The 20,797-nt window shown below is 69.4% G+C and carries 13 protein-coding genes and 7 pseudogenes; 9 read left to right on the forward strand and 11 right to left on the reverse strand.

Features of this window, described 5'->3' with window-relative positions:
* Nucleotides 1-115: 115 nt before the first annotated feature.
* From ABT288_RS02465 to ABT288_RS02475, 3 genes and pseudogenes are all read right to left on the reverse strand, one after another.
* Entirely contained in the window at nucleotides 116-712 is a 597-nt protein-coding gene (locus tag ABT288_RS02465; protein ID WP_351601853.1) for an alpha/beta hydrolase, read from the reverse strand.
* A gap of 199 nt (nucleotides 713-911) precedes the next feature.
* Nucleotides 912-1,106 (reverse strand): annotated as a pseudogene (locus ABT288_RS02470) (IS5 family transposase); the annotation flags it as partial.
* Between the two features lie 55 nt (nucleotides 1,107-1,161).
* A complete protein-coding gene (locus ABT288_RS02475) occupies nucleotides 1,162-2,358 on the reverse strand; it encodes a glycosyltransferase family 4 protein (protein WP_351601856.1) in 1,197 nt (398 codons plus the stop codon).
* On the opposite strand from ABT288_RS02475, the gene ABT288_RS02480 reads away from it, so the two are divergent.
* Both ABT288_RS02480 and ABT288_RS02485 read left to right on the forward strand, forming a co-directional pair.
* Nucleotides 2,341-3,144 carry a PIG-L family deacetylase gene (locus ABT288_RS02480; RefSeq protein ID WP_351601859.1) on the forward strand — a complete coding sequence of 268 codons (804 nt, stop codon included), beginning with the start codon at nucleotides 2,341-2,343 and terminating at the stop codon, nucleotides 3,142-3,144. The two genes, ABT288_RS02475 and ABT288_RS02480, sit on opposite strands and share 18 nt — an antisense overlap.
* Nucleotides 3,138-4,199 carry a lysylphosphatidylglycerol synthase transmembrane domain-containing protein gene (locus ABT288_RS02485; protein WP_351601862.1) on the forward strand — a complete coding sequence of 354 codons (1,062 nt, stop codon included), beginning with the start codon at nucleotides 3,138-3,140 and terminating at the stop codon, nucleotides 4,197-4,199. Before ABT288_RS02480 ends, ABT288_RS02485 begins: the two co-directional genes overlap by 7 nt.
* A gap of 10 nt (nucleotides 4,200-4,209) precedes the next feature.
* Here the strand turns inward: ABT288_RS02485 and mptB are convergent.
* A pseudogene (mptB, locus tag ABT288_RS02490) lies at nucleotides 4,210-5,664 on the reverse strand (polyprenol phosphomannose-dependent alpha 1,6 mannosyltransferase MptB); the annotation flags it as partial.
* On the opposite strand from mptB, the pseudogene ABT288_RS50070 reads away from it, so the two are divergent.
* A pseudogene (locus tag ABT288_RS50070) lies at nucleotides 5,633-5,902 on the forward strand (DUF3631 domain-containing protein); the annotation flags it as partial. The pseudogenes mptB and ABT288_RS50070 overlap by 32 nt on opposite strands.
* A gap of 421 nt (nucleotides 5,903-6,323) precedes the next feature.
* A pseudogene (locus ABT288_RS02495) lies at nucleotides 6,324-6,855 on the forward strand (TetR/AcrR family transcriptional regulator).
* 81 nt (nucleotides 6,856-6,936) lie between these two features.
* Here ABT288_RS02495 and ABT288_RS02500 read toward each other — a convergent pair.
* The 3 genes from ABT288_RS02500 to ABT288_RS02510 form a co-directional block, all read right to left on the reverse strand.
* Nucleotides 6,937-7,506 (reverse strand): TetR/AcrR family transcriptional regulator, encoded by a 570-nt coding sequence (locus ABT288_RS02500; RefSeq protein ID WP_351601865.1) that lies wholly within the window; start codon nucleotides 7,504-7,506, stop codon nucleotides 6,937-6,939.
* A gap of 203 nt (nucleotides 7,507-7,709) precedes the next feature.
* On the reverse strand, nucleotides 7,710-9,008 hold the full coding sequence (locus ABT288_RS02505; protein WP_351601868.1) for an SNG1 family protein: 1,299 nt from the start codon (nucleotides 9,006-9,008) through the stop codon (nucleotides 7,710-7,712).
* 152 nt (nucleotides 9,009-9,160) lie between these two features.
* Nucleotides 9,161-9,472 (reverse strand): hypothetical protein, encoded by a 312-nt coding sequence (locus ABT288_RS02510; protein WP_502972715.1) that lies wholly within the window; start codon nucleotides 9,470-9,472, stop codon nucleotides 9,161-9,163.
* A 255-nt stretch (nucleotides 9,473-9,727) separates the two neighbouring features.
* On the opposite strand from ABT288_RS02510, the pseudogene ABT288_RS02515 reads away from it, so the two are divergent.
* From ABT288_RS02515 to ABT288_RS02525, 3 genes and pseudogenes are all read left to right on the forward strand, one after another.
* Nucleotides 9,728-10,397: pseudogene (locus ABT288_RS02515) on the forward strand (enoyl-CoA hydratase-related protein).
* Nucleotides 10,398-10,525: 128 nt separating this feature from the next.
* Nucleotides 10,526-12,733 (forward strand): SpoIIE family protein phosphatase, encoded by a 2,208-nt coding sequence (locus ABT288_RS02520; RefSeq protein WP_351601871.1) that lies wholly within the window; start codon nucleotides 10,526-10,528, stop codon nucleotides 12,731-12,733.
* A gap of 158 nt (nucleotides 12,734-12,891) precedes the next feature.
* Nucleotides 12,892-13,610 (forward strand): annotated as a pseudogene (locus ABT288_RS02525) (TrmB family transcriptional regulator); the annotation flags it as partial.
* A gap of 139 nt (nucleotides 13,611-13,749) precedes the next feature.
* Here the strand turns inward: ABT288_RS02525 and ABT288_RS02530 are convergent.
* The 4 genes and pseudogenes from ABT288_RS02530 to ABT288_RS02545 all read right to left on the reverse strand — a co-directional run bounded on the left by ABT288_RS02530 (nucleotide 13,750) and on the right by ABT288_RS02545 (nucleotide 18,779).
* Nucleotides 13,750-16,212: a SpoIIE family protein phosphatase gene (locus tag ABT288_RS02530; RefSeq protein WP_351601873.1), complete on the reverse strand. Its 2,463-nt coding sequence runs from the start codon at nucleotides 16,210-16,212 to the stop codon at nucleotides 13,750-13,752.
* 53 nt (nucleotides 16,213-16,265) lie between these two features.
* Nucleotides 16,266-16,961, reverse strand: a complete 696-nt coding sequence (locus tag ABT288_RS02535) for an SDR family oxidoreductase (RefSeq protein WP_351601875.1) — start codon at nucleotides 16,959-16,961, stop codon at nucleotides 16,266-16,268.
* Nucleotides 16,962-17,325: 364 nt separating this feature from the next.
* Nucleotides 17,326-17,946 (reverse strand): CocE/NonD family hydrolase, encoded by a 621-nt coding sequence (locus tag ABT288_RS02540; RefSeq protein ID WP_502972716.1) that lies wholly within the window; start codon nucleotides 17,944-17,946, stop codon nucleotides 17,326-17,328.
* Nucleotides 17,900-18,779: pseudogene (locus ABT288_RS02545) on the reverse strand (IS5 family transposase). The gene ABT288_RS02540 and the pseudogene ABT288_RS02545 overlap by 47 nt, the downstream one beginning before the upstream one ends.
* On the opposite strand from ABT288_RS02545, the gene ABT288_RS02550 reads away from it, so the two are divergent.
* Nucleotides 18,739-19,371, forward strand: a complete 633-nt coding sequence (locus ABT288_RS02550; protein ID WP_351601877.1) for an alpha/beta fold hydrolase — start codon at nucleotides 18,739-18,741, stop codon at nucleotides 19,369-19,371. The pseudogene ABT288_RS02545 and the gene ABT288_RS02550 overlap by 41 nt on opposite strands.
* A 719-nt stretch (nucleotides 19,372-20,090) precedes the next feature.
* Nucleotides 20,091-20,792, forward strand: a complete 702-nt coding sequence (locus tag ABT288_RS02555; protein ID WP_351601880.1) for an SDR family oxidoreductase — start codon at nucleotides 20,091-20,093, stop codon at nucleotides 20,790-20,792.
* Nucleotides 20,793-20,797 lie beyond the last annotated feature (5 nt).

Below are 20,797 nucleotides of genomic sequence, written 5' to 3' on the forward strand. Positions count from 1 at the left end.
TGTTCAGGCGAAGGCCGCCTTCACGTACGGCGGATACCAGACCGAGTGATCAAGTTCGACGCACCATTCGACGTCGGAGGTTAAAGCTCAAGCTAGGGCGTGTATCGGAAGTGGATCAAGTCGTGGTGGCGAGTTCGACGAGGTGCTGGGCGGTGCCAGCAGGATCGATGATCTGATGGAGGTGTGCGCCGGGCAGGTGTGCCACGGCCCAGCCGCGTTCGCGCGCCTCGGCGGCAAGGTCGTCATACGGAAGACCGAACAGCAAGTAGGAGCAGGGATGGTCGTCCCAGCCGTCGGGGACTGGGATGTGCTGCTCGTAGTAGGACAGTGGCAGGGTGGGTTGCTCCTCAACGACTGTCTGCCGCACCAGCGGATCGGAGAACATGGGTGCGACGTCTGCTTCGTCCCACCAGTCGGTCCAGCGCGGGAGCCTGCCGTTCACAGCCATCGGGCGTAGGAAATCGAGCAGTTTGGGTGTGGCGACGGAGGTCGGTCCGGTCCGGGCCGGCAGCGCGGCATCGACGAAGATCGAGCTGGTCACCGGATGGTCGATGCCCGAGCGGATGGTCGGGAGGAACAAGCCTGCGTTGCTGTGTGCCACCAATGTGACGGGGTTGCCGGCCGGAACCTGCCGCAGATCGTCGCGGACGGCGTCGACGATGCGGGGCCAGAAGGGCGGAGCAACGGCGCCTACGTGCAGCAGGGACGGCACCCGCACCTGGTATCCCGCCGCCGTCAAGTGTTCGGCCACAGGGTGCCAGGTCGCGGGACCTACGGACGGACTGTGCACGAGAACGAAGATCGGCTGTATGTGACGATCCTGTCGCCCATGCCTTCGGAGGCGCGACAGTCTTGGCTGACAGCAGAACGCTTCGCGTCGACGTAGCCGATGCGTCTTCACAACAGGGCGTTCACAACCATTCGTTGATTGCGGCGATGAGGACAGTGGCCTCGTAGCGGACCGCGAGCTTGTCGTACCTCGTGGCCACGGCCCGGTGCCTCTTGAGGCGATTGATGCCGCACTCGACCGCGTGCCGAGCCTTGTAGTCCTGCGGGTCGAACTTCGGCGGCCTGCCGCCGCGCGAGCCGCGTTTCTTGCGCGTTCTGCGCCCTCCTCACCTTGGCGGCTCTGGCGTTCCCCGCCGCATCCCGCAGCGGTCGTCAGCGGGCGACCGCGTCGTAGCAGTGGGCGAAGGTGTCGGTGACCACGGGCCAGGTGCAGGGTGTCGGCGGGGTCTCGCGGTTGTGGTCCGCCATGCGGCGCCGGGCTCCAGGAGTTCGGGCCAGCCAGACAAGCTCGTCGCAGAGCGCGAACGTCGACGGGCGGCACAGCGCCCCTTCGCGGTTGTGCCGGACGAAGTCAGCGACGCCCGTATGGGCGCGCGCCAGGACCGGCACCCCGCTGGTACGAGCCTCCAGGGCGGCGATGCCGAACGCCTCGTGGTTTGAGGCATTGACGAACAGGTCTGCCTCGGACAGCAGCCGCCGCACCTCGCTCGCGTCGATCCGGCCCGCGAGACGGACCCAACCGGCCATGTCGTGCCGGTGCACGTAGCGGCGCATGGCTGCCATGCACTGCCCGTCCCCGGCGACCGTGGCGCGCAACGCCACGTTGCGGGTCGCCAGCCGCGACTGCGCCGACCGCAGAGCCGCCAGCAGCTCCATCGGCTGCTTGCGAGGGACGAGGCGGCCGACGGAGACGACGTGGACGCGGCGGTCGTCGCGGCCGTTTCGTGCCGGGCCGCGCCACAGGACGGGATCGATGCCGTTGGGAACCACCAGCGGCGTCAGGTGCGGCAGGGCCTTGCCGATCAGCCCTGCGGCCGACCGGCTGACGGCCGTCACGGCGACCGGGGCGGACAGCCCGTAGGCCGGCCGCCCCAGGCAGCGGTAGAGAGTGCGCACCACGGAGCCCCAGGTGCTGTGCACCGTCACCACTGCCGGGATCTGCAGGCGTCGGACGCATGCCAGCGCCGACCAGGCGAACAGCGACACCGCACCCACGTGCACGTGGACAACGCGCGGCGCGAGGCCGGTGAGCAGCCGGTCCAGCTCCCGCCCCGCCCTCGGATGGACGGGCAGCTGATAGGGGATGCGTGCGGTGATCCTGTGCACGGGGTACGGCCACGAACCCTGGCTGTGGCCGACGGCTGGAGTGGCGGTCGTCACCGCAACGTCCTGCCCGGACCGGTACTGCGCTTCCGCCAAGGCGATGACCTGGCTCTCGATCCCACCAGTGCGCGGCGCAAAGCAGTCCGAAATGTGGAGAATCATGCCTGGGATATTCCGATGTGCCGAAATCTTTCGGTGGGAGAGCGCCTGGTGATGACTCATACGTGTGTGTTCTTTCACGCCCATCCGGACGACGAGGCGCTGCTGACCGCCGGAACGATGGCGACGCTGGCCTCCGAGGGCCACCGGGTGGTGCTCGTGCTGGCGACCTCAGGGGAGGGGGGCCTCGCGGCACCGGAGTACCTGGCCCGGGGACTGGGCGGCCTGCGCCGCGCGGAGGCCCGTGCCTCGGCACGTCTCCTGGGCTGTGCCCGGGTCGCCTTCCTCGGCTACCGCGACTCCGGGCACACGTCCCCGCCCCCCGAGGGGTCGTTCGCCGCGGCGGACGCCGACGAAGCGGCAGGGTGCCTCGCGGACCTGCTGGCCTCCGAGCGCGCCGCCGTCCTGACGGTCTACGACCCGGCCGGCGGATACGGACACCCGGACCATGTGCAGGTCCATCGGGTCGGTTACCGGGCGGCCCGCCTCGCCGGGACCCCCGTGGTGCTGGAGGCGACCGTCGACCGCGACCTGCTGCTGCGCGGACTCCGCTGGGCCTCCTGGGCCCGCCGCCTCCCACCCGGCTTCGATCGCGACTCCTTCCACCGCGCCTACGCACCTCGTGCGCAGATCACGCACCGGGTGCGGGTCGCGCACCACTGGGTCGCCAAACGCGCCAGCATGGCCGCGCACGTGAGCCAGGCGGGCGGCGGCGACTCCGTGCGGACCCTGGCAGCGCTGCACCGTCTGCCCGCTCCGGTGTTCCGCCAGGTACTGGGCACGGAGTGGTACATCCAGCGGGGTCTCCCACCAGGCACCCGCCTGAGCCATCCCCTGGCGGCCTTCAACGGCTATGAGTGCCGGGCATGGTGAGGCCCCGTCGGCTCTTCGTGCCGCGGCTGCTGGGCCTCGCCTCGGCGGCTGCGGGGATCGCGCTGCTGGTGCTCGCGGTGCCGCGGGCCGCGGGCACACAGTGGTCGGCGGTCAGGGCCGGCCTCGGGCAGGTCGACGGCTTTCACCTCGCGATCCTAGCCACCCTGGCGGGCATGGGCTTGTGGGCCTACACGTACGTCCTCAGCGCCTCGCTGCCCGGCCTGACCCGCTCCCGGGCGCTGGTGCTGAACTGCACAGGGAGCGCCGTCAGCAACGTCCTGCCCGCTGGGGGCGCGGCCGGAGTGGCCGTCACTTACTCCATGACGCGTCGATGGGGGCACCCGCCGCGGGCAGTGGCCGCGTCCATCGTCGTGACCGGGGTCTGCAACGTCCTGACCCGGCTGGTGCTCTCCATCGCCGGGATGGTGGTGCTGGCCGGGCTTTCCTCACCGGGCACCGGCTGGGCCGTCGGCACCGGCGCCGCGCTGCTGGTCGCGTGCCTGGCCTGCGGCGGCCTCTGGCTGCTCCGGGGGCCGCTCCGACGGGCCGTCAGGCGCCACGCCGGGACACGGCTGTTCCGGGGACCCGCGCCCGGAGTCGTAGTGCGGATGCGCAGGCTCGCAGGGAGATGCCGCCATGACTGCCATTCCGTGTGGCTGCGGTCGTGGCGGCGCCTGGTGGGCGGGATGGCAGGCACGGTGGCCGCGCAAGGTCTGCTCTTCCTCACTTGCCTGAGGGTGACCGGTGCCGGTACAGGACTCGGGCCGGCAGTGGCGGTCTTCGCGGCCAGCAGGCTGCTCACCCAGATCGGCATCACGCCCGGCGGCATCGGGGTCACCGAGAGCGCCGCCGCGTTCGCCCTCGTCGCCCTCGGCGGGGCGCCCGCCGCCGTGGCCTCGAGCATGCTGTTGTACACCGCCTTCACCTATCTGCTGGAGATCCTTCTGGGCTGTCTCGCCGGGGCATTCTTCCTGCTCTGCGAAGGGCGGCGCGCCCGCCGCCCCGCAGCAGCCACCACCACGCGAGACCCGTCAGAGCCGCCAGCCCGCCTGTGACGGCGGCGAGCGCGGACGGCCACGTGGGGCCCACTCCGATCGGCATCACGACCAGGAACGTCGCCGTGGTTGCGGCCTTGGCGACGGGGTGCCCCAGCATTCGCCATGCCACCGCAGCCAGCGGCACGAGACCCCACAGCAGGTACCACACCTGTACCACCGGCGCGCACACCACGACCGTCAGCAGTGCCATGCCCGCGGCATACTCGGCTCCCCTGCGAGGGGCTCGCAGCGCCCAGTAGACGACGGCAGCCGCACCGGCCAGCAGAGCCGCCGCCCGAGCGGCAACCATCAGAGTCCCCGTCCAGGCCCGCCAGCCAGCCGCCGAAGCCAGCCACTCCAGAAGCGTGCCCACGTCCGTGCTCGGCGAGAGCAACGTCCGCACGGAGGCAGGGGTGCCGAGTGTACGCACCCATCCGAAGCCCTGTCCGCACAGGAGCCCTTCCAGCAGACCTGCACCAGCGGCCACCACGAGGATCCCGGCCGCCAGCCGAGCCCGGCGCACCCAGCCGGTCCGGCCCGCCACCGCCGCCACTGCGGCACACAGCAGGGCCGCCCCGGCCGGCGCCTTGATCAGCGCCGCCGTGGTCAGCAGGACGGCGCCCGCGACCCACCGGTCCCGGCGGAACGCCACGAGCCCCGTCATCATCGCGCCCAGTATCAGCGCGTCGTTGTGCGCACCCCCCACCATGTGCAACAGCACCAGCGGGCTGAGGGCAGTGGCCCATAGCGCCCCCGCCGCTTCGCGTGCCCCCGTCCCGCCGATGTCGGCCGCCAGCCGCAGCACCGCCACGACCGCCGCTGCCAGTCCGACCATCGCCAGCAGCCGCATCCCCAACGTCGCCGCCACCACGTGGCCCTCGCCCGTCACGGTCACCACGGCGCGTGCGGCGGCAAGGAAAACCGGCCCGTACGGAGCTGGGGTGTCATGCCACATCCCGGGCACATTGGCCGACAGCGCCCCGCCCAGCGCACCCGGGCCCAGCTGGTACGCGTCCCACCCGCGCGCCGCCAGCGCCCCCTCGGCGACATAGCTGTAGGCGTCACTGCTGAAGAGCAGCGGGCACGGAAGCAGCGGCAGTGACCAGCACAGGAGGGCGGTCCACTGTTGCCTGCGGGTCACCACGGCCCCGTCGAGCAGGAGGCGGCCCAGCCACCACCACCCGGTCACCAGCAGCACCAGGCCGGCGTACGAGAGGACGAAGCCCACCAGCATCTCCACCTGGCCGGGCTGTCCCCACACGCCGTCAGGAACCCCCAGTGGCAGCGCACCGGCTCCCCAGCTGCCGGCCGCGACCAGCGCAGAGCCCGCGGTGCCGAGCAGCAGCCAGCCCGGAGCCTTCATCGTCACGGAATGAGGGTACGGAAGATCGGCCGGGGATTTCACAGCCTTTCCTCCATGTTTGTCACTAATCTCTCTGGCATCGGCTCCTATGCATGCCGCGTGCTGTCCGTGCACCCGCATCCTCACCGACGTCCGCCGGGCCTTCGCCGCTGTCGGCGATCCGGCAACGCTGCGGACGAGCGGCCCGCTGGAGCCTCAACGGGGACACGAAGCCGCCGTGGGCGGAGTACGACGCCAACGGCCTGACCTCGCGCGGCCCGCGGCTGCCGCTGACGGACTACGGCATCGCTTGGCCAACCGCCGCTTCCTCGACGGTGTTCGGGCCAAGGGCTTCACCCGCAACCAGTTGTTCGACGCCTGGGCCCGCTACTGCCCCGGGCCAAAGCCTCCCGCCGAGCCCGCCCCGCCGGTGGCCCAGCCCCTCCCCCGGACCGCAACATGCTGGCACGGGGTCTGCGACAACGACGCCGAATTGCTGGCCGGCTTCCCGCCGGACCGGGCGATGCGCCTGTGGACGGACCGGTTCATCGACTACCTGGCCGCCAAGCAGGGAGGCACGCACGGCGGACGCCCTACGTGCCGCGTTCGCTTCCGGTGTGGACGTCTTCGCCGAAACCCTCGACAAGCTCAGCACCGCGATCGGCACCCTGCTGCATGTGTACTCATCATGGATTACCGACTCACTGAGAAACCGATCGGTTTCTACAACTGTAAACCGATCGGTTTCCGGCTGCAAGTCCAGGGAGCACCCCCGACCGGCGCGAGACAGGAATGGCGGCATGGGCAGGATCAGCGCGCAGGAGAGACGTCAGAGTGTCATCCGCGCAGCCGTCGCCGAGTTCGCCCTCAGGGGCTACTACGGCACCTCCACCGAGTCGATCGCCAAGCGCGCCGGTGTCGCGCAGCCGTACCTCTTCCGGCTCTTTCCGGGCAAGCGGGCGATCTTCGCCGCCGCCTTGACGCGGAGTATGGAAGACACCCGGCTGGCTTTCGAGTGCGCCGCCGAAGGGGTGGAGGGCAGCGAGCAGGCCCTCCAGGCCATGGCGAACGCCTACGCGCCACTGATCTCCGAGCACCCGGAAACGCTGCTGATGCAGATGCAGGGATACGCCCTCGTGGCAGCCGCCGAGGCACGGGGTGATGACCAGATCGGTGAACTCGTCCGGGCCGGCTGGATCAGGCTGGGAAACCGTGCGCCTGCCGCTGGGCGCAGATGCCGAGGAAGCCACGGCCTTCCTCGCGCACGGCATGCTGATCAATACCCTCACGGTCATCGGGCTTCCCCTCGACCGCCGGGAAGCAAAGCCGTAATCCGTCACAGTTGCTCGGATTGACGGAGACCGGCGTCAGCCCTGCGCATCGGCCGCCGCGCCTGCTCGAAAAGGTGGTGCGTCAGCGCACGCCTGCCGCATCGAGCAGGGTGGCCACCGTGGGGGCGATGAGTCCGGTGAGGTTGTCGGCTCCGATCCCCGCGCGGGCGCTGGCGCCGTCGAAGACCAGGCTGAGCTGCCGGGCCAGCAGGTCCGGATCGCTCGCACCGCCCTGGTCGGCCTCGGCCCGGAAGAAGGCCCTCAGGTTTCCCTTGACCCGGTGGGCCACCCGGCTCGCAGGGTGACTCCGGTCCTTGAGCTCGATCTGCACCGCCAGATACCGGCAGCCCCGGAACTCGGGCGCACCCGCCTGCAGTTCCACCTGCTCGAAGACGTGCAGGATCCGCTCGCGGGGTGAACGGCCATCGTCCGCCGCGGGCAGGAGTGTCGCCACGAAGGCGGAAGCCCGTTCCTCCAGGCTCGCTGCCAGCAGCTCGTCCTTGCTCTCGAACAGCTGGTACATGGAGCGTTTCGACACCCCCGCTGCCTTGCACAGCGCCTCGATGCCGACGCTGACGCCGTCTCGGTAGGTGAGTGTGGCCGCCGCTTCCAGGAGTCGCTCTCGGGGACTTGCCTTTACTTCTGTGCTCATAGTGTGAGGTTAACTCGAGTCGGGTGAAATATAAACCGATCGGTTTCCGGGTTGGCGGGGACGGCTGGCGCTGCCTACGCGACGTAGTGGACACCCGAAGGCCGTACAGAGGCTGATGGTGTGCGCGCCTGCCGTCCCGCAGGGTGACGCACACCGGGGCCACTCCGCACCGTGGCCCCGTCCGGGGGTGGGTTGGAGTTCCGCTACGCCAGGGCGGCGGTCTTCTCGGGCTTCGTTGCGGCGGGGATGCGGTGCAGCCCCCTGCGGTCGTACCAGCCCGTCACGCTGAAGCCGAACAGCGCGGCTGCCATGAGGCCGGCGGCCATCATCACCCAGCCCCGGGTCAGACCGGCGTCGGCCTGGGCGTCGTAGTAGAGGATCGAGCGGACGCCGCCGGTGATCTGCCGCAGCGGTTCGAACTCTGCCAGGAAGCGGTAGAAGCCGGGCAGCGCCTCGATGGGGGTGGTGGCGCCGGCCGTTGGCACCGCCATCCCGATGAAGACCAGCGTCACCACCAGCATGCCGGGCGTGCCGAAGACGGCGAGGAGGGTGAGCGCGCCGATCCCGGACACCGCGATGGCGCACACGGAGTACAGCCACAGCAGCGGCAGGTGGGAGGCGGCCATCCCCATGATGCCGACCGCGCCCACGGTGACCAGGGTGCCCATCAGCAGGGAGAGGCCGACCATGAGGGTGCTGCTGATGGCGAGGGTCTGCACCCGGGTGACCCGGATCAGCGGGCGGTGCCGGCGCAGCGGGCCCATGTCGTTGTGGGTGTAACCGAGGGCGTGGTCCACCTGCCCGCTGATGACGTTGGCGGAGAGAATGCCGACGACCACCAGGGTGAGCGCGTAGTAGAACGCCGTCATGCCCAGTCCGCTGTGCGAGTCGAGCGGATGGCCGTCCTCGACCGTGACGGCGGCCGGGTCGGCGAGCAGGACGCGTGCCGCAGCGGGCAGCTTCGCATGCTGGGCGCCGGTCTGCGCGGTCAGCTCCTTGCCCACCTGGTGCGAGGCGTTCTCGGCCGCCTGGGTCGTCGCCGTCCGGGCCAGGCCGGAGCCCAGGCTACCGGCGGACTGGTTGGTGAGCACCATCAGTATCGGGCGGGCCGGGGTTCCGGTGGGCGCGGTGCGGGTCAGTGCGGTGGTGGAGGAGGTGAAGTCGGCGGGCACGACGAGCGCGCCGTAAAGCTTGCCTTTGCCGAGTTCCTCCTTCATTTCCTTCTCGTCCATCGGCTTCCAGTCGATCTTGTCCCCGCCCGCGGTCGACTTCTTGATGGAGTTGGTGATCTGCGCCCCGAGGTTGACCTGCTTGCCGCCGACCGCGGCTCCCTTGTCGGCGTTGACCAGGCCGGCAGGCAGCTTGGTCAGGTGATCGACCGGATCGATGTTCGCGCCGACGTAGAACACGGTGAACAGCAGCGCGAGTGCACCTGTGACGACGCCGTTGGCGACCCACAGAGGTTTGGCCCGCAGCACGCGGAAGGGATGAATGCCACTCATGACTTACTCCGGTCTCGACAGCACAGCCATATCGAGAGGAGACCGGACAGTGCCATCGCAGGCCGGCGCCCCTCGGAAACCTCGGCGCGCAGGGCCGACTCAGGCGGTGTGCGCCTGACCGTCTGCCGTGGGCGATGGCTCCTAGATCACGTTCAGGGCATCATCGACACGGGAAACCGGTCGGTTTCATTCTCATCGTAAACCGATCGGTTTCCATATTCAAACTCGATGTCCCGGAGCGGTCGCAGCACGGTGTCCATGAAGGTCTTGCGGTCGTCCAGGTACGGGCCCAGGACGTCCTCGCCGGCAGGGCAGACGGCCACGCAGTAGCCGGACTTGTAGTCGGGAGGAGAGGCCAGGCTCTGCCACATGGAGGCGCCCTCTGAATCGGTGACCCGGGAGCGGTAGTCGGCGGCGTCCCGGCCGTCGGCCACGGTCTGTGCCCAGTCGGTGCGCCCGCTCATGAACTCACGGTGGCTGTGCGCGACGCAGGCCAGCGCAAACGTCAAGGCGGACAAGTTCCACGATGTGTTCGCCGCCGATCAGGATCAAGGCTGCCGCGTACCGCGCCCGCAAGAAGACCTCGCCCGCGACGGTGTGACCGCTGCGGTCATACCGATGGGAGCCAGTCGATCATTCCGTTCCCCGCCACGACCGCACAGGCTTGATACATCGACGTCCGACCCGGACGGGACATCGGCACAGCCCCAGGAGCGCACATTCCCGCCCTCGACCGCCACGGCAACGTCTTCGTGCTCGATCTCGGAGACGGTGAGAACCGCTTCCATCCCGACTGGCTCGCGTCTGTCAACGCCGCGCTGGAAGAGGTGGAGAAGGCGGAGGGGCCGCGGGCCCTGGTGACCGCCGCGACGGGCAAGTTCCTCTCCAACGGCCTGGACCTGGAGTGGCTGTCCGCCCACGCCGACCAGCAGCAGAGCTACCGCGGCTCCGTCCACGAGCTCTCGCCCGCGTGCTGTCCCAGCCGGTGATCACTGTGGCCGCCCTGCAGGGGCACACCTTCGCCGCCGGCGCGATGCTCTCCCTCGCATACGACTTCCGTGTCATGCGCGCCGACCGCGGCTTCTGGTGTCTGCCCGAGGCCGACATCAACATCCCCTTCACGCCCGGCATGGCCGCCCTGATCCGGTCCCGGCTGGCGCCGGGGACCGCGCACGAGGCCATGGTCACCGGCCGCCGCTACGGCGGGTCGGCTGCCACGGCCGCCGGCATCGTCGACCGGGCGGTGGACGAGGACGCCGTACGTTCCACCGCCGTGGAGATCGCCGAGTCCCAGCTGAGCAAGGCCGGCGAGAACCTCGGCACCATCAAGCACGCATGTACGCCTCGGTCCTCGACACACTGCGCAGCACGGCCGACCCGCTCGGCTGACACCGCGCGACCGGACACCGCTCGACTCGACCGGACACCGCTCGACCCTCTGTCCAACGCCGGCAGGCCCGGCAGTGTGGCCCGTAGTACCGTGAACGAAGGTGTTGCGAAGCACTGGGGCGAGTGACATGCGGTCTCCGGCATCCCCTTCTCAGCCGTCGTCCGGCGCCGGCACCACAACCGACGCGGCGGGCCGCGACGACCTGTTCGTGTCGGTGGCTCGCCGTTGCATGCGCGACCTGCACGCGTCGGCCGCCTCCGTCTATCTCGCGGCGCCCGGGGATCAGGTGTTGGCGGCCGCGGTGGTCGTCGCCTCGCCCTTGGGCCTGATCGCACCCGAGCGTCTGCCCCTCGACGACCTGACCCTTCCCTCCGTCCGGGCCCATCGAACGGGGCGGATCTGCACGGACCGCGCCTACGACATAGCGGCACAGCATCTCGATTTCGGGGTCTACGCGGCTGCTCCGCACCTCGTGGCCGCCGCACCGCTGGCGGCAGGAGCGCGGCGGTTCGGTGTGCTGGTGGTGTTCTTGCCGCGCGACGTTCAGGAGCCGTCGACGGAGGAGACGGACTACCTGCGCCGAGCAGCCCGACATCTTTCGTTCGAGTTGGACCGCCTTGCCCACCGCGGTGTCTCTCTGTCTCCTCCGAAGCTTCCGCTGGTCGTCTCTCCTGAGAGCGGTGCCGCTGCGGAGACCGGCCAGGCCTCCCCGATGGAAGGAGAGTGGAGCGCACCCTTCATCTTTCACCTGCACAAGCTGGCCGTTTCCCTGATGTCGGTCGTGCATACGAGGGACGCGGTGGCGCGGACGATCGAGCGCCTGGTGTCCGGATTCGGCGCCCGAGCGGTGGCCATCAGCCTGATCGAGGGCGATCGGCTCCATGTGGTGGGCGCGTCGGGCTGCTCGAAGGAGTACCTGAAAGCCGTCAACGGAATCTCTGTCAGCACGAAGTCCCCGGAAACCGAGGCCATCGCGCACAAGCAGCAGATCATCCACGAGGCCGGAGAGCGGGGCCGGCCGTCCGGGCAGGGCCGCCTGACAGGAGACGGCCGTGACGAATACGTGTGGGTCGTGCTCCCGCTGCTGGCGGGCGACCACGCACTGGGCACGTGCTCGATCGGGCTCGCACCGGAGCAGCGCCCGGTGGCCACGCACCTGTCGCCCCTGCCCACTCTGTCGACGCTGCTCGGCCAGACACTCGAACGCACCCAGCTGTACGACGCCGGCCACGCGTTGGCGCAGAAGTTGCAGCAGGCCCTGCTGCCTCGGATGCTTCCCCAGCTCGCGGGTGTGGTGACCACGAGCCGGTACGAGCCGCCCAGTGGCGCGATCGAGCTGGGCGGCGACTGGTACGACCTGATCACGCTCCCTTCCGGCGGCGTGGCCGCGGTGGTCGGCGACGTCGAGGGCCACAACACCGCGGCAGCCGTGGTGATGGGGCAGCTCAGCAGTGCGGTACGCAGCTATGCGCTGGAGGGCCACGAACCGAGCACGGTGCTGTATCGCGCGAATCGCCTGATGGTCGACTTGGAGACGGATCACTTCGCGACCTGCTGCTGCGTCTGGCTCGACCCCGACACCGGCACGGCCCAGATCGTCAGCGCCGGTCATCCGCGCCCGGTCATCCGAACCGCTGACGGCGCGTATCCGGCGGCCGTCGCCGACATCGGCGTCCCGCTGGGAGTCGAGGCGAGTCCGTCGTACCAGGCCGGCGTCCTCACTCTGGAACCGGGGACGCTGCTGGTTCTGTACACGGACGGGCTGTCGGGCAGGGGTGGCGAGCTGACCCGGGAAACGCTGGAAGCGGCTGTCGCGGCCTCCGGGGACGAGCTGGAACTGCTCGGTGACCGGCTGATGGGCTCCGGTGTCGGGGGGACCCCGCGGGCGGACGACGCCGCGCTTCTGCTGCTGCGGTACGAAGGCCCCTCGGTGGAGGTGAAGGAGTACATCAGACGGCTGCACCTGCACCGCCACGACTACCAGGGCGTCCGGCGCGCCCGGCATTTCCTCACCGCGTCCCTGGACAACTGGCATCTGGCCGAACTGTCCGATTCCGCCGAGGTGCTGGCGTCGGAGGTCGTCACCAACGCGCTCGTCCACGGGGACAGCGACGTCGACCTGTGTCTGCGCAGGTACCCGGACCATCTCCGGGTGGAGGTACGGGACAGTGACTCCCACCCCGCCATGCTCGTGGATCTCGGTCCCGACGAGGACAAGGCGGAGGGAGGACGGGGGCTGGTGATCGTGTCCGCCCTGGCTTCCTCCTGGGGGAACTCGCCGAGCGGCCGGGGGAAGACGGTGTGGTTCGAGATGGACACCGTGGAGGCGGCGTAGCCCCCGCTGCCTCATGGCCGCCGGCGCGGGCCCGCCGGGGCGGGGCGGCGCCGTCGCGGCATGTTCCGTCCAGGCCGGCCGCATCGACGGCCCCTTGTGCCACACCTCCCATGTAGTCCGGTATTCAACAGTTGAAGCCCAGGAACCGGGAGGCGTCGTTGGTGCTGGAGGTCGCCGGTGTCTCGCACGAGGAGGAGTCCGTCTACCGGCTGCTCGTCACGTCCGCCGGGCCACCACGGAGGACCTGGCCCGATGCCCGGGTCTGACCGACGCGGACGCGGCGCGCATTCTCGACTCACTGGCCCTCAAAGGCCTCGCAAGTCATACGGACGGCACACCCCGGTTGTTCCGGGCCGCTCCCCCGGACGTGGCGCTGCTTCCCCGGCTCAAGCGCAGCGCCGACACGCTGGAGCTGGCCAGGCTCGAGGCCACTCGTCTGATCCAGGCCTACCAGGACACGATGCGCAGGCACGACGCCGGCCAGTTGCTCGAGGTCATCACCGGGGCGGAGGCCCTGCGCCAGCACCTGAGGCAGATCCAGACCTGCGCGCAGGACGAGATGCTCTGGTTCTGCAAGGCCCAGTACGTGGCCATGCCGTCGGGCAGCAACGCCGAGGAGTTCGAGGCACTGGCCCGGGGCGTGCGCTACCGGGTGCTGTACGAGAAGGCGTTCTTCGACGACGAAGGGGCCGTGGACAACGTGGTGGCGGGCGTGCGCGCCGGGGAGGTCGCCCGGGCCGTGCCGCACCTGCCGCTGCGCCTCGCGACCGCCGATCGGTCCGTCGCCGTCTTCCCCCTCGTGGCGGGCGGGCCGCACCGCAGCCCGGAGGAGCCCACCACCGCACTGGTCAGGGACAGCAATCTGCTCGCGGCACTTACTCCACGGTCGTGGAGCGGGTCGGCCATGCGGCCACTGCCCTGGTCGAGCGTGCGATAGGAGACCGCGGCGTCCCCGGGACGGAGCGTGGCGCGACCCCGATGAGTTAGGGCGCTGCTCACCCTGTGGGATGCGGGGTTCATGCCAGATTCTCTCCATCGTGCCCGGGCAGATCTTGCTCGGCCCAGACGACCTTGCCGCCCGTTGTCCAGCGACAGCCCCACCTGCGCGACAGCTGGGAGACGAGGAGGATGCCGCGGCCGTACTCGTCGGTGCTGCGGGTGTGACAGAGGCGTGGGAAGGACCTGCTGGCGTCTGACACTTCGCAGGTCAGCTGACGGTGCTTGATCAGACGTAGGGAAACGGGCCCGGCGCCGTGCCGGATCGCGTTGGTGACCAGCTCGCTGGTGATCACCTCCGTGTCCGAGATCAGCCTGTGCAACTCCCACCGGGCCAGTTGCTGGGCTACTAGGTTGCGGGCACCGTGTACGACGGCCGGGTCCCGAGGCAGGTCCCAAGACACGGTCTGGCACGGACTGAGAGCGCGGGTCCGGGCCAGGAGGAGGGTGACGTCGTCGGACGGTGACTGGGTCGGCAGTGCCTCGATCACCGAGGAGCAGAGATCGTCCAGGGGCCGTTGGGGGTGGGCGGCCAGGGTGGCGCCCAGTTTCCGCATGCCGACGTCGATGTCGCGGTCGCGAGTCTCGACCAAGCCGTCCGTGTAGAGGGCGAGCAGGCTCCCCTCGGGCACTTCCATCTCCACGGCCTCGAAGGGGACCGAGCCGACGCCGAGTGGGGCTCCGGTGGGGAGGTCGGGGAACGTGACCTTTCCCTGCGGGCCGACGACAGCGGGCGGCGGATGCCCGGCCCGCGCCGTCGTGCACCGCCGGGTGACCGGATCGTAGACGGTGTAGAGACAGGTGGCGCCGATGACCACGGGGCGGCCGTCCCCGTCGTCGTCTTCATCTGTCTGGCGCCGGACCGTGTCATCGAGGTGGGACAGCAGTTCGTCGGGGGGCAAGTCCATGTCCGCCAGCGTGCGTACGGCCGTTCGGAGACTTCCCATGGTCGCTGCGGCGTTGATGCCGTGCCCGACCACATCTCCGACGACAAGCGCCACCCGGGCACCGGACAGTGGGATCACATCGAACCAGTCGCCGCCGACACCGTTGCCTACATCGGCCGGCAGGTAGCGCGAGGCCACCTCGATCGCCGCGCTGTCCCTCAAGCTCTGCGGAAGCAAGTTGCGTTGAAGCGCGAGGGCCGCTGTGCGCTCGCGGGTGTATCGGCGACCGTTGTCCAGGGACAGTGCGGCCCGGGTGACCAGTTCCTCGGCGAGGAGCAGGTCGTCCTCCTGGAACGGCATCGGTTCCTGAGTGCGGACGAACAAGGCCACACCCAGCGTGGTGTGCCTCGCGCGGATGGGGACAAGCATCATGGAGTGCATCCCGTTTTCACGGATGGTCCGCGCCCGCGCGGGGTCGTTGTCGACCCACGTGCCAGGAGAGGTGTCCAGGGTGGGTTCCAGGTGAGAGGCGCCCGAAGCCAGCACACTGATCCAGGGTGAGGTCGGCGGGACGAAAATGGATTCGCCACGCGTCCAGGGCGACTCGGGAGTCCCCGGATGGATCGAGGCCAGGCCGGTGCGGCGCAACGCCTGACCGCGCTGCCCCGTCGGGCCGATGCGGGCGGCAGGTTCTCCGCCGAGCGGGACGAACTCCGCCAGGTCGACGACGGCGTAGTCGGCCAGGAGGGGCACGACGAGGTCGGCCATTTCCTGGCTGGTCTGCATCACGTCCAGGGTGCCGCCTATCCGGGTGCTGGCCTCGCTGAGGATGGCAAGCCGCTCGCGGGTCCGTTGGTTGCCGGTGACATCCACGCTGATGGAGCACACACCCAGTGGTCGGCCGTCGGCGTCGCTCAGTCGGAAATGGTAGGCCGCGAAGGCGTGTTCCCGGCGCCGATCCGTCGGCGGCCGTGCCCGGTATTCATGGACCGCGGTCTTGCCGCTCCTGAGCACCTGGCGCATCACCGCTTCCAGCGCCTCGGATTCGGCGCCGGGCAGCGAGTCCGCGAGGCGCCGTCCGAGCCGCTGGCCACGAGGGATGCTGTCCTGGCGTTCGATGACGTCGTTGACCCAGACGCAGCGCAGTTCCAAGTCACGAACCACGATGCCGATCGGTGTGCGGGTGAGAAGCGACTCCCGCACCGATCCGGAGGTCTCCACCGCGGAGAGCGCGGCGATATCGGTGCCCGAGACGAGCCAGTGGACTGCCCCGTCGAGCCCCCACAACAGCGAGAGACGCAGGCTTACATGGAGTGTGTGGCCGTCGCGGTGATGGGTCGTCACTGTGCCGGACCAGCCGCCGCGGGCATGGTGCTGCTCGCTGGCCGCCCATACGTGCAGTACGTTCTGGAGAAACGGCAGCACGAACCAGGCTGGCCGGCCCACCATCTCTCCGGCTGCGTAACCGAACAGCCTCTGCGCGGTGTTCGTCCAACCGACCACCGTCCCCTCGTCGTCGATCAGCGCAATCGCAGAGTCGGGCACTTCTCTGGGGCCCAGCGCCTCTTTGAGGCCGTATCGCAGAATATCAACCAATGCGCTCACCTCTTTGTGTTCTCGAGGAAAGGGTTGAAGGCGAGACGAGACCCTCAGGTCGCGCGTCCCATCATTGATCTGAGGCTAGGTGTGGACTGCACGACAGCCACTGAGATGTCGCCGGCGAGCACCTCGTACGCTCCGGCCTCGATGCCGTCCAGGGCGAGTGCGGCGACCTTTCGGGGGTCCGCCTTGGGTGCGTCGACGCCGGCCGCGAGGTCCGTGTCCACGTATCCCTCGTGCAGGCCGGTGACAGCGATGCCGCGCGGCTGCAGCTCCAGACGCAGGGAGTTCGTCTGAGACCACAGCGCGGCCTTGGAAGCACTGTAGGAGCCGCCGAGGGCCAGCCAGGAGAGCACGGAGTGCACGTTGAGGATGTGCCCCCCGCCATTGCGCTCGATGACCGGCATGAACGCCCGGGCGAGAAGCAGCGGGCCGTAGAAGTTGGTCTCGAACTCCCGGCGTACGTCGTCGACCGGGGAGTCGAGGAAGGACGCACCGACCGAGGCACCGGCGTTGTTGATCAGCACGGTGACGTCTTCGGCCTGCGTGGCGGCGGCCGCCACGGAGACCGGGTCGGTGACCTCCAGCGCCACTGGAACGGCGTCGGGAAGCGTCACGCTGCGCGGGTCGCGGGCCGTGGCGTAGACCTTGCCGGCCCCGCGCCCGTAGAGCTCCTCGACCAGCATCTTGCCGATGCCCCGGCCGCCCCCGGTGACAAGGACAGTGGCGCCTTCGATTGCTGTCACCACTACCTCCAGGAGTTAGGAAACCGATCGGTTTCATCCACCGTAAACCGATCGGTTTTCCTGCGCAAGTCAGGTCATAGTTGTTTGAAACGCCTCAGCAGTCATGTGGAGGGCTCGGGCGTCGCCGGGATGCCCGACGGCGGACTTACGGGCCCAGCCGTGATCGGCGTTCAGGGCGGCCCGCCTTCGGGCGGCGCAGGGGAGAAGCCGTGTGTCCCAGGCTGTCGTCCAGTCCGCAGGGGGCCAACGGGCAGGACATGCGCACAGGCCGCACCCTCCGTCCACGAAAGAGGCCGCGGCCTGGGGAAGGCCCGTCTGGGCAAGATGACGTCGACCATGTCGCCCATGGGGCCTTCGGCATTTGTTACCGGACGGGAACCACCGGCAGGACAATGCGGGACGGCCGGTCGGGGTCGCGGAAGATCTGCTGCCGGGCCACTCGGGCCGTGGTCGCACTCTGCTCGGGCTCGCCCGTGTTGAGGTTGCGGTCCCAGCGGGGGAAGTTGCTCGAGGTGACCGGGACCCGGATGCGGTGCCCTGCCCGGAAGACGATGCTGGTCGACCACAGGTCCACGACGCGCTCGGCCGGCTCACCCGGTATCGCCCGCACCCGCACGATGCCGTCGGCCACATTGCGGGAGACGCCGTGCTCGTCCACGTCGCACAGGCGCGCCACCCAGTCGGTCGAGGGCCCGTCCGTGGCGGCGAAGAGAACCGCCCGAATGCGACCGGTCACCTCGACGTCCTCGGCGAGCGGTTCGGTGGTGAAGACCAGGACGTCCTCGCGCGCCTCCACGGCCGCCTGGTCGAGCGGCCCGGGGCGGAACTCGTCGGTCATGAGGAGCCCACCGCCCATGAGGAGCGCGCCGCCGCTGGTGGGTACCGGATCCATGGGGTCGTAGGTGAACTCCTCGGCCTGTTCGGCGGTGGACGGCGGCTCAAGGGTCAGGCGTCCGTCCGCGCGCAGGTGAAAAACCGTGTCCACGGCCCGCGACAGGGGCCATTCCGTCTCCTCGCGCCACTGGTTGATGCCTATGGTGGATGTCGGCGCGGATCTCCCAGCGGATGCATAGGCGGCGGAACCAGTGGAGCAGGGCGAAGGCGGCTTCCACGACCCAGCGGTTCTTGCCCAGTCCGCTGCCGTGCTCGGTGCCGCGTCGGGCGATGAGCGGGCGGATACCCAGGTCGCGGACCTAGCGGCGGTAGATGTCATGGTCGTAGCCGCGGTCGGCCAGAAGCACGTCGGGGCGCCGGCGCGGGCGTCCGCGCTTGCCCTTGATAGGCGGCACAGCCTGGATCAGAGGTAGGAGCTGGGTGACGTCGTTGCGGTTGCCGCCGGTCACGGTGGCGGCCAGCGGGATGCCGTGGGCGTCGACGATGACGTGGTGCTTGCTGCCTGTCTTACCCCAGTCCACCGGAGAGCGCCCGGTGGCATCCCCGCCCCTTCAACGCCCGCAGGTGGGAGCCATCGAGCAAGGCACGGGACAGGTCGAGCACGTCGCCGGCGCGCAGTTCGGCGAGCAGGAGCTCGTGCAGTTGCTGCCACACTCCGGCCTCGTTCCAGTCCCGCAGCCGCCACCAGCAGGTCATCCCGGAACCGAAGCCGAGCTCCTGCGGCAGGAACTCCCACCGGATCCCGGTGTACAGCACGAACAAGATCCCGCACAGCACTTTGCGCTGGTCAAGCCGCCTACGACCGGGATACCGGTAGCGCCGCTCCACAACCGGCAGCAGCGGCTCGATCCGCTCCCACAACGCGTCCTCGATCTCCCACGGCTTGCGCGTACCCGCCCCAGTAGCCGTCGCACACCCCCGCATCAACCAAGTCAACGCAAGAGGAACCCCAGCTGACGCTCAGTCATTCCATACTTTCTTTCTGCTACCAGTCCTTACCGAACTCGACCTCCAGGACGTGACGTTGGTCGGTGAGTCCATGGGGGCGGTGCTCGCCCTGACCACCGCAGCCGATCTGCCGGAGCGGGTACGGCGCGTCGTCGCGGTGAACGCCTACGACTTCCGGGGTGGAATCGCCCGGTCCGGTGATCGCCGGGGTAGAGCCGAAGACCGCCCTCAGCAAGATCCGTCAGGGCGGCCTCGGCGACAAGAGCGCGCTGCGGGCGGACTACGTAGACGAGCTCCTCCAAGTGGGCCGCCGCCCCGGATACCCAGCCGTCGCCCGGCGGTGTACCAGAACCTGCCCAGCCTCATCGCGGCCCGCTCGCGCTATCCCGAGGTCAAGGCCCCCGTCCGCCTCGTCTATGGCGAGAAGGACTGGTCCCGGCCCTCGGACCGGGAAGCCAACAAGGAGCTGCTGTCGGCCGCCGACTTCACGCAGGTGCCGAGGGCCGGCTACTTCATCGCCCTGGAACGGCCCGACGTACTGGCCGACCTGTTGAACGCGGTGGCGTGACTGCCCCGAGACAAGTCTGGCCGACCTAAGGAGAGGTACATGACGATGCCGGTGGTTCCGGCCCGGTAACAAGCGCCGAAGGGCCCATGGGCGACATGGCCGACGTCATCTCACCCAGACGGGCCTGCGCCAGGCCGCGGCCTTTTTCGTGGACGGAGCCGCACGGGGACCTCGACGCGACCGAGTGGCTACCACCGTCGAGCCGCAGCATGTGGGCTGACCGTCTCCCAGCAGCTCCCAGGGTGCGGGATCAGACAGACGGAGGGTGGGGCCTGTCCGTACCTGTCTTGCCGTTGGCCCCCGTACGGACTGGACGACGGCCTGGGACACGCAGCTACTTCACCGATCAGTCACCTGAGGCGGTGGGCCAACCGGTGAACCGATCCCTGCAGTCGTGACCTCGTGCCGTGAGTCCCCGTCGCTGCCGGGGCCGTCACGGCGGCCCGAGTGGCTGCCGCCCCTGATTTCCCTGTGCCGCCGGAAGGTGGTCGCCCCTGATCGCCGACTCGGGTGGGCCCGTAAAGCCGCCGGCGGGGCATCCCGGCGACGCCGAGCCGTACGACAGGGCACCCCTCAGTCTCTCCGCCGGACTCCGGGTGTGGTCATCGCTCCCTCATGGCTGCTGACGCGTTTCATACGACTATGACCTGACTTGCACGAAGAAACCGATCGGTTTACGGTAAGAGAAACCGATCGGTTTCCAGCTTGTGGAGGTAGTCGTGACAGCAATCGAAGGCGCCACTGTCCTTGTCACCGGGGGCGGCCGGGGCATCGGCAAGATGCTGGTCGAGGAGCTCTACGGGCGCGGGGCCGGAAAGGTCTACGCCACGGCCCGTGACCCGCGCACGGTGACGCACCCCGGTGCCGTTCCGCTGGCTCTTGAGGTCACCGACCCCGCATCCGTGACGGCCGCCGCCGAGCAGGCCGAGGACGTCACCATCCTGATCAACAACGCCGGCGCCTCGGTCCGCGCCTCGTACCTCGACTCCCCGATGGAGGAGGTGCGCCGTGACTTGGAGACGAACTTCTACGGGCCGCTGCTGGTCACCCGGGCCTTCGTGCCGATCATCGAGCGCAATGGCGGGGGGCACATCCTCAACGTCCATTCCGCCCTGTCCTGGCTGGCCGACGGCACGCCCTACGGCGCCTCCAAGGCCGCCCTGTGGTCGCAGACCAACTCCCTGCGTCTTAAGTTGCAGCCGCGCGGCATCGCGGTGACCGGACTTCACGTGGCCTACGTGGACACCGACATGACCTCGGGTGTCGACGCTCCCAAGGCCGACCCCCGCGACGTCGCCGTAGCCGCCCTCGACGGCATCGAGGCGGGGGCGCACGAGGTGCTGGCCGACGACACCACCCGCTGGGTCAAGTCGCAGCTGTCCGCCGGTCTGGAGGCCCTCTACCCGCAGTTGAACAAGTAGCACGC

The organism is Streptomyces sp. NPDC001093, assembly GCF_040298985.1.
Taxonomy (GTDB): domain Bacteria; phylum Actinomycetota; class Actinomycetes; order Streptomycetales; family Streptomycetaceae; genus Streptomyces.

Bases quoted from the DNA above. Each gene is read 5' to 3' on its own strand.
- ABT288_RS02475 (WP_351601856.1), bottom strand. From the start codon at position 2,358: ATGGGCGTGAAAGAACACACACGTATGAGTCATCACCAGGCGCTCTCC.
- ABT288_RS02485 (WP_351601862.1), top strand. From the start codon at position 3,138: ATGGTGAGGCCCCGTCGGCTCTTCGTGCCGCGGCTGCTGGGCCTCGCC.
- ABT288_RS02505 (WP_351601868.1), bottom strand. From the start codon at position 9,008: ATGAGTGGCATTCATCCCTTCCGCGTGCTGCGGGCCAAACCTCTGTGG.
- ABT288_RS02500 (WP_351601865.1), bottom strand. From the start codon at position 7,506: ATGAGCACAGAAGTAAAGGCAAGTCCCCGAGAGCGACTCCTGGAAGCG.
- ABT288_RS02510 (WP_502972715.1), bottom strand. From the start codon at position 9,472: ATGAGCGGGCGCACCGACTGGGCACAGACCGTGGCCGACGGCCGGGAC.
- ABT288_RS02520 (WP_351601871.1), top strand. From the start codon at position 10,526: ATGCGGTCTCCGGCATCCCCTTCTCAGCCGTCGTCCGGCGCCGGCACC.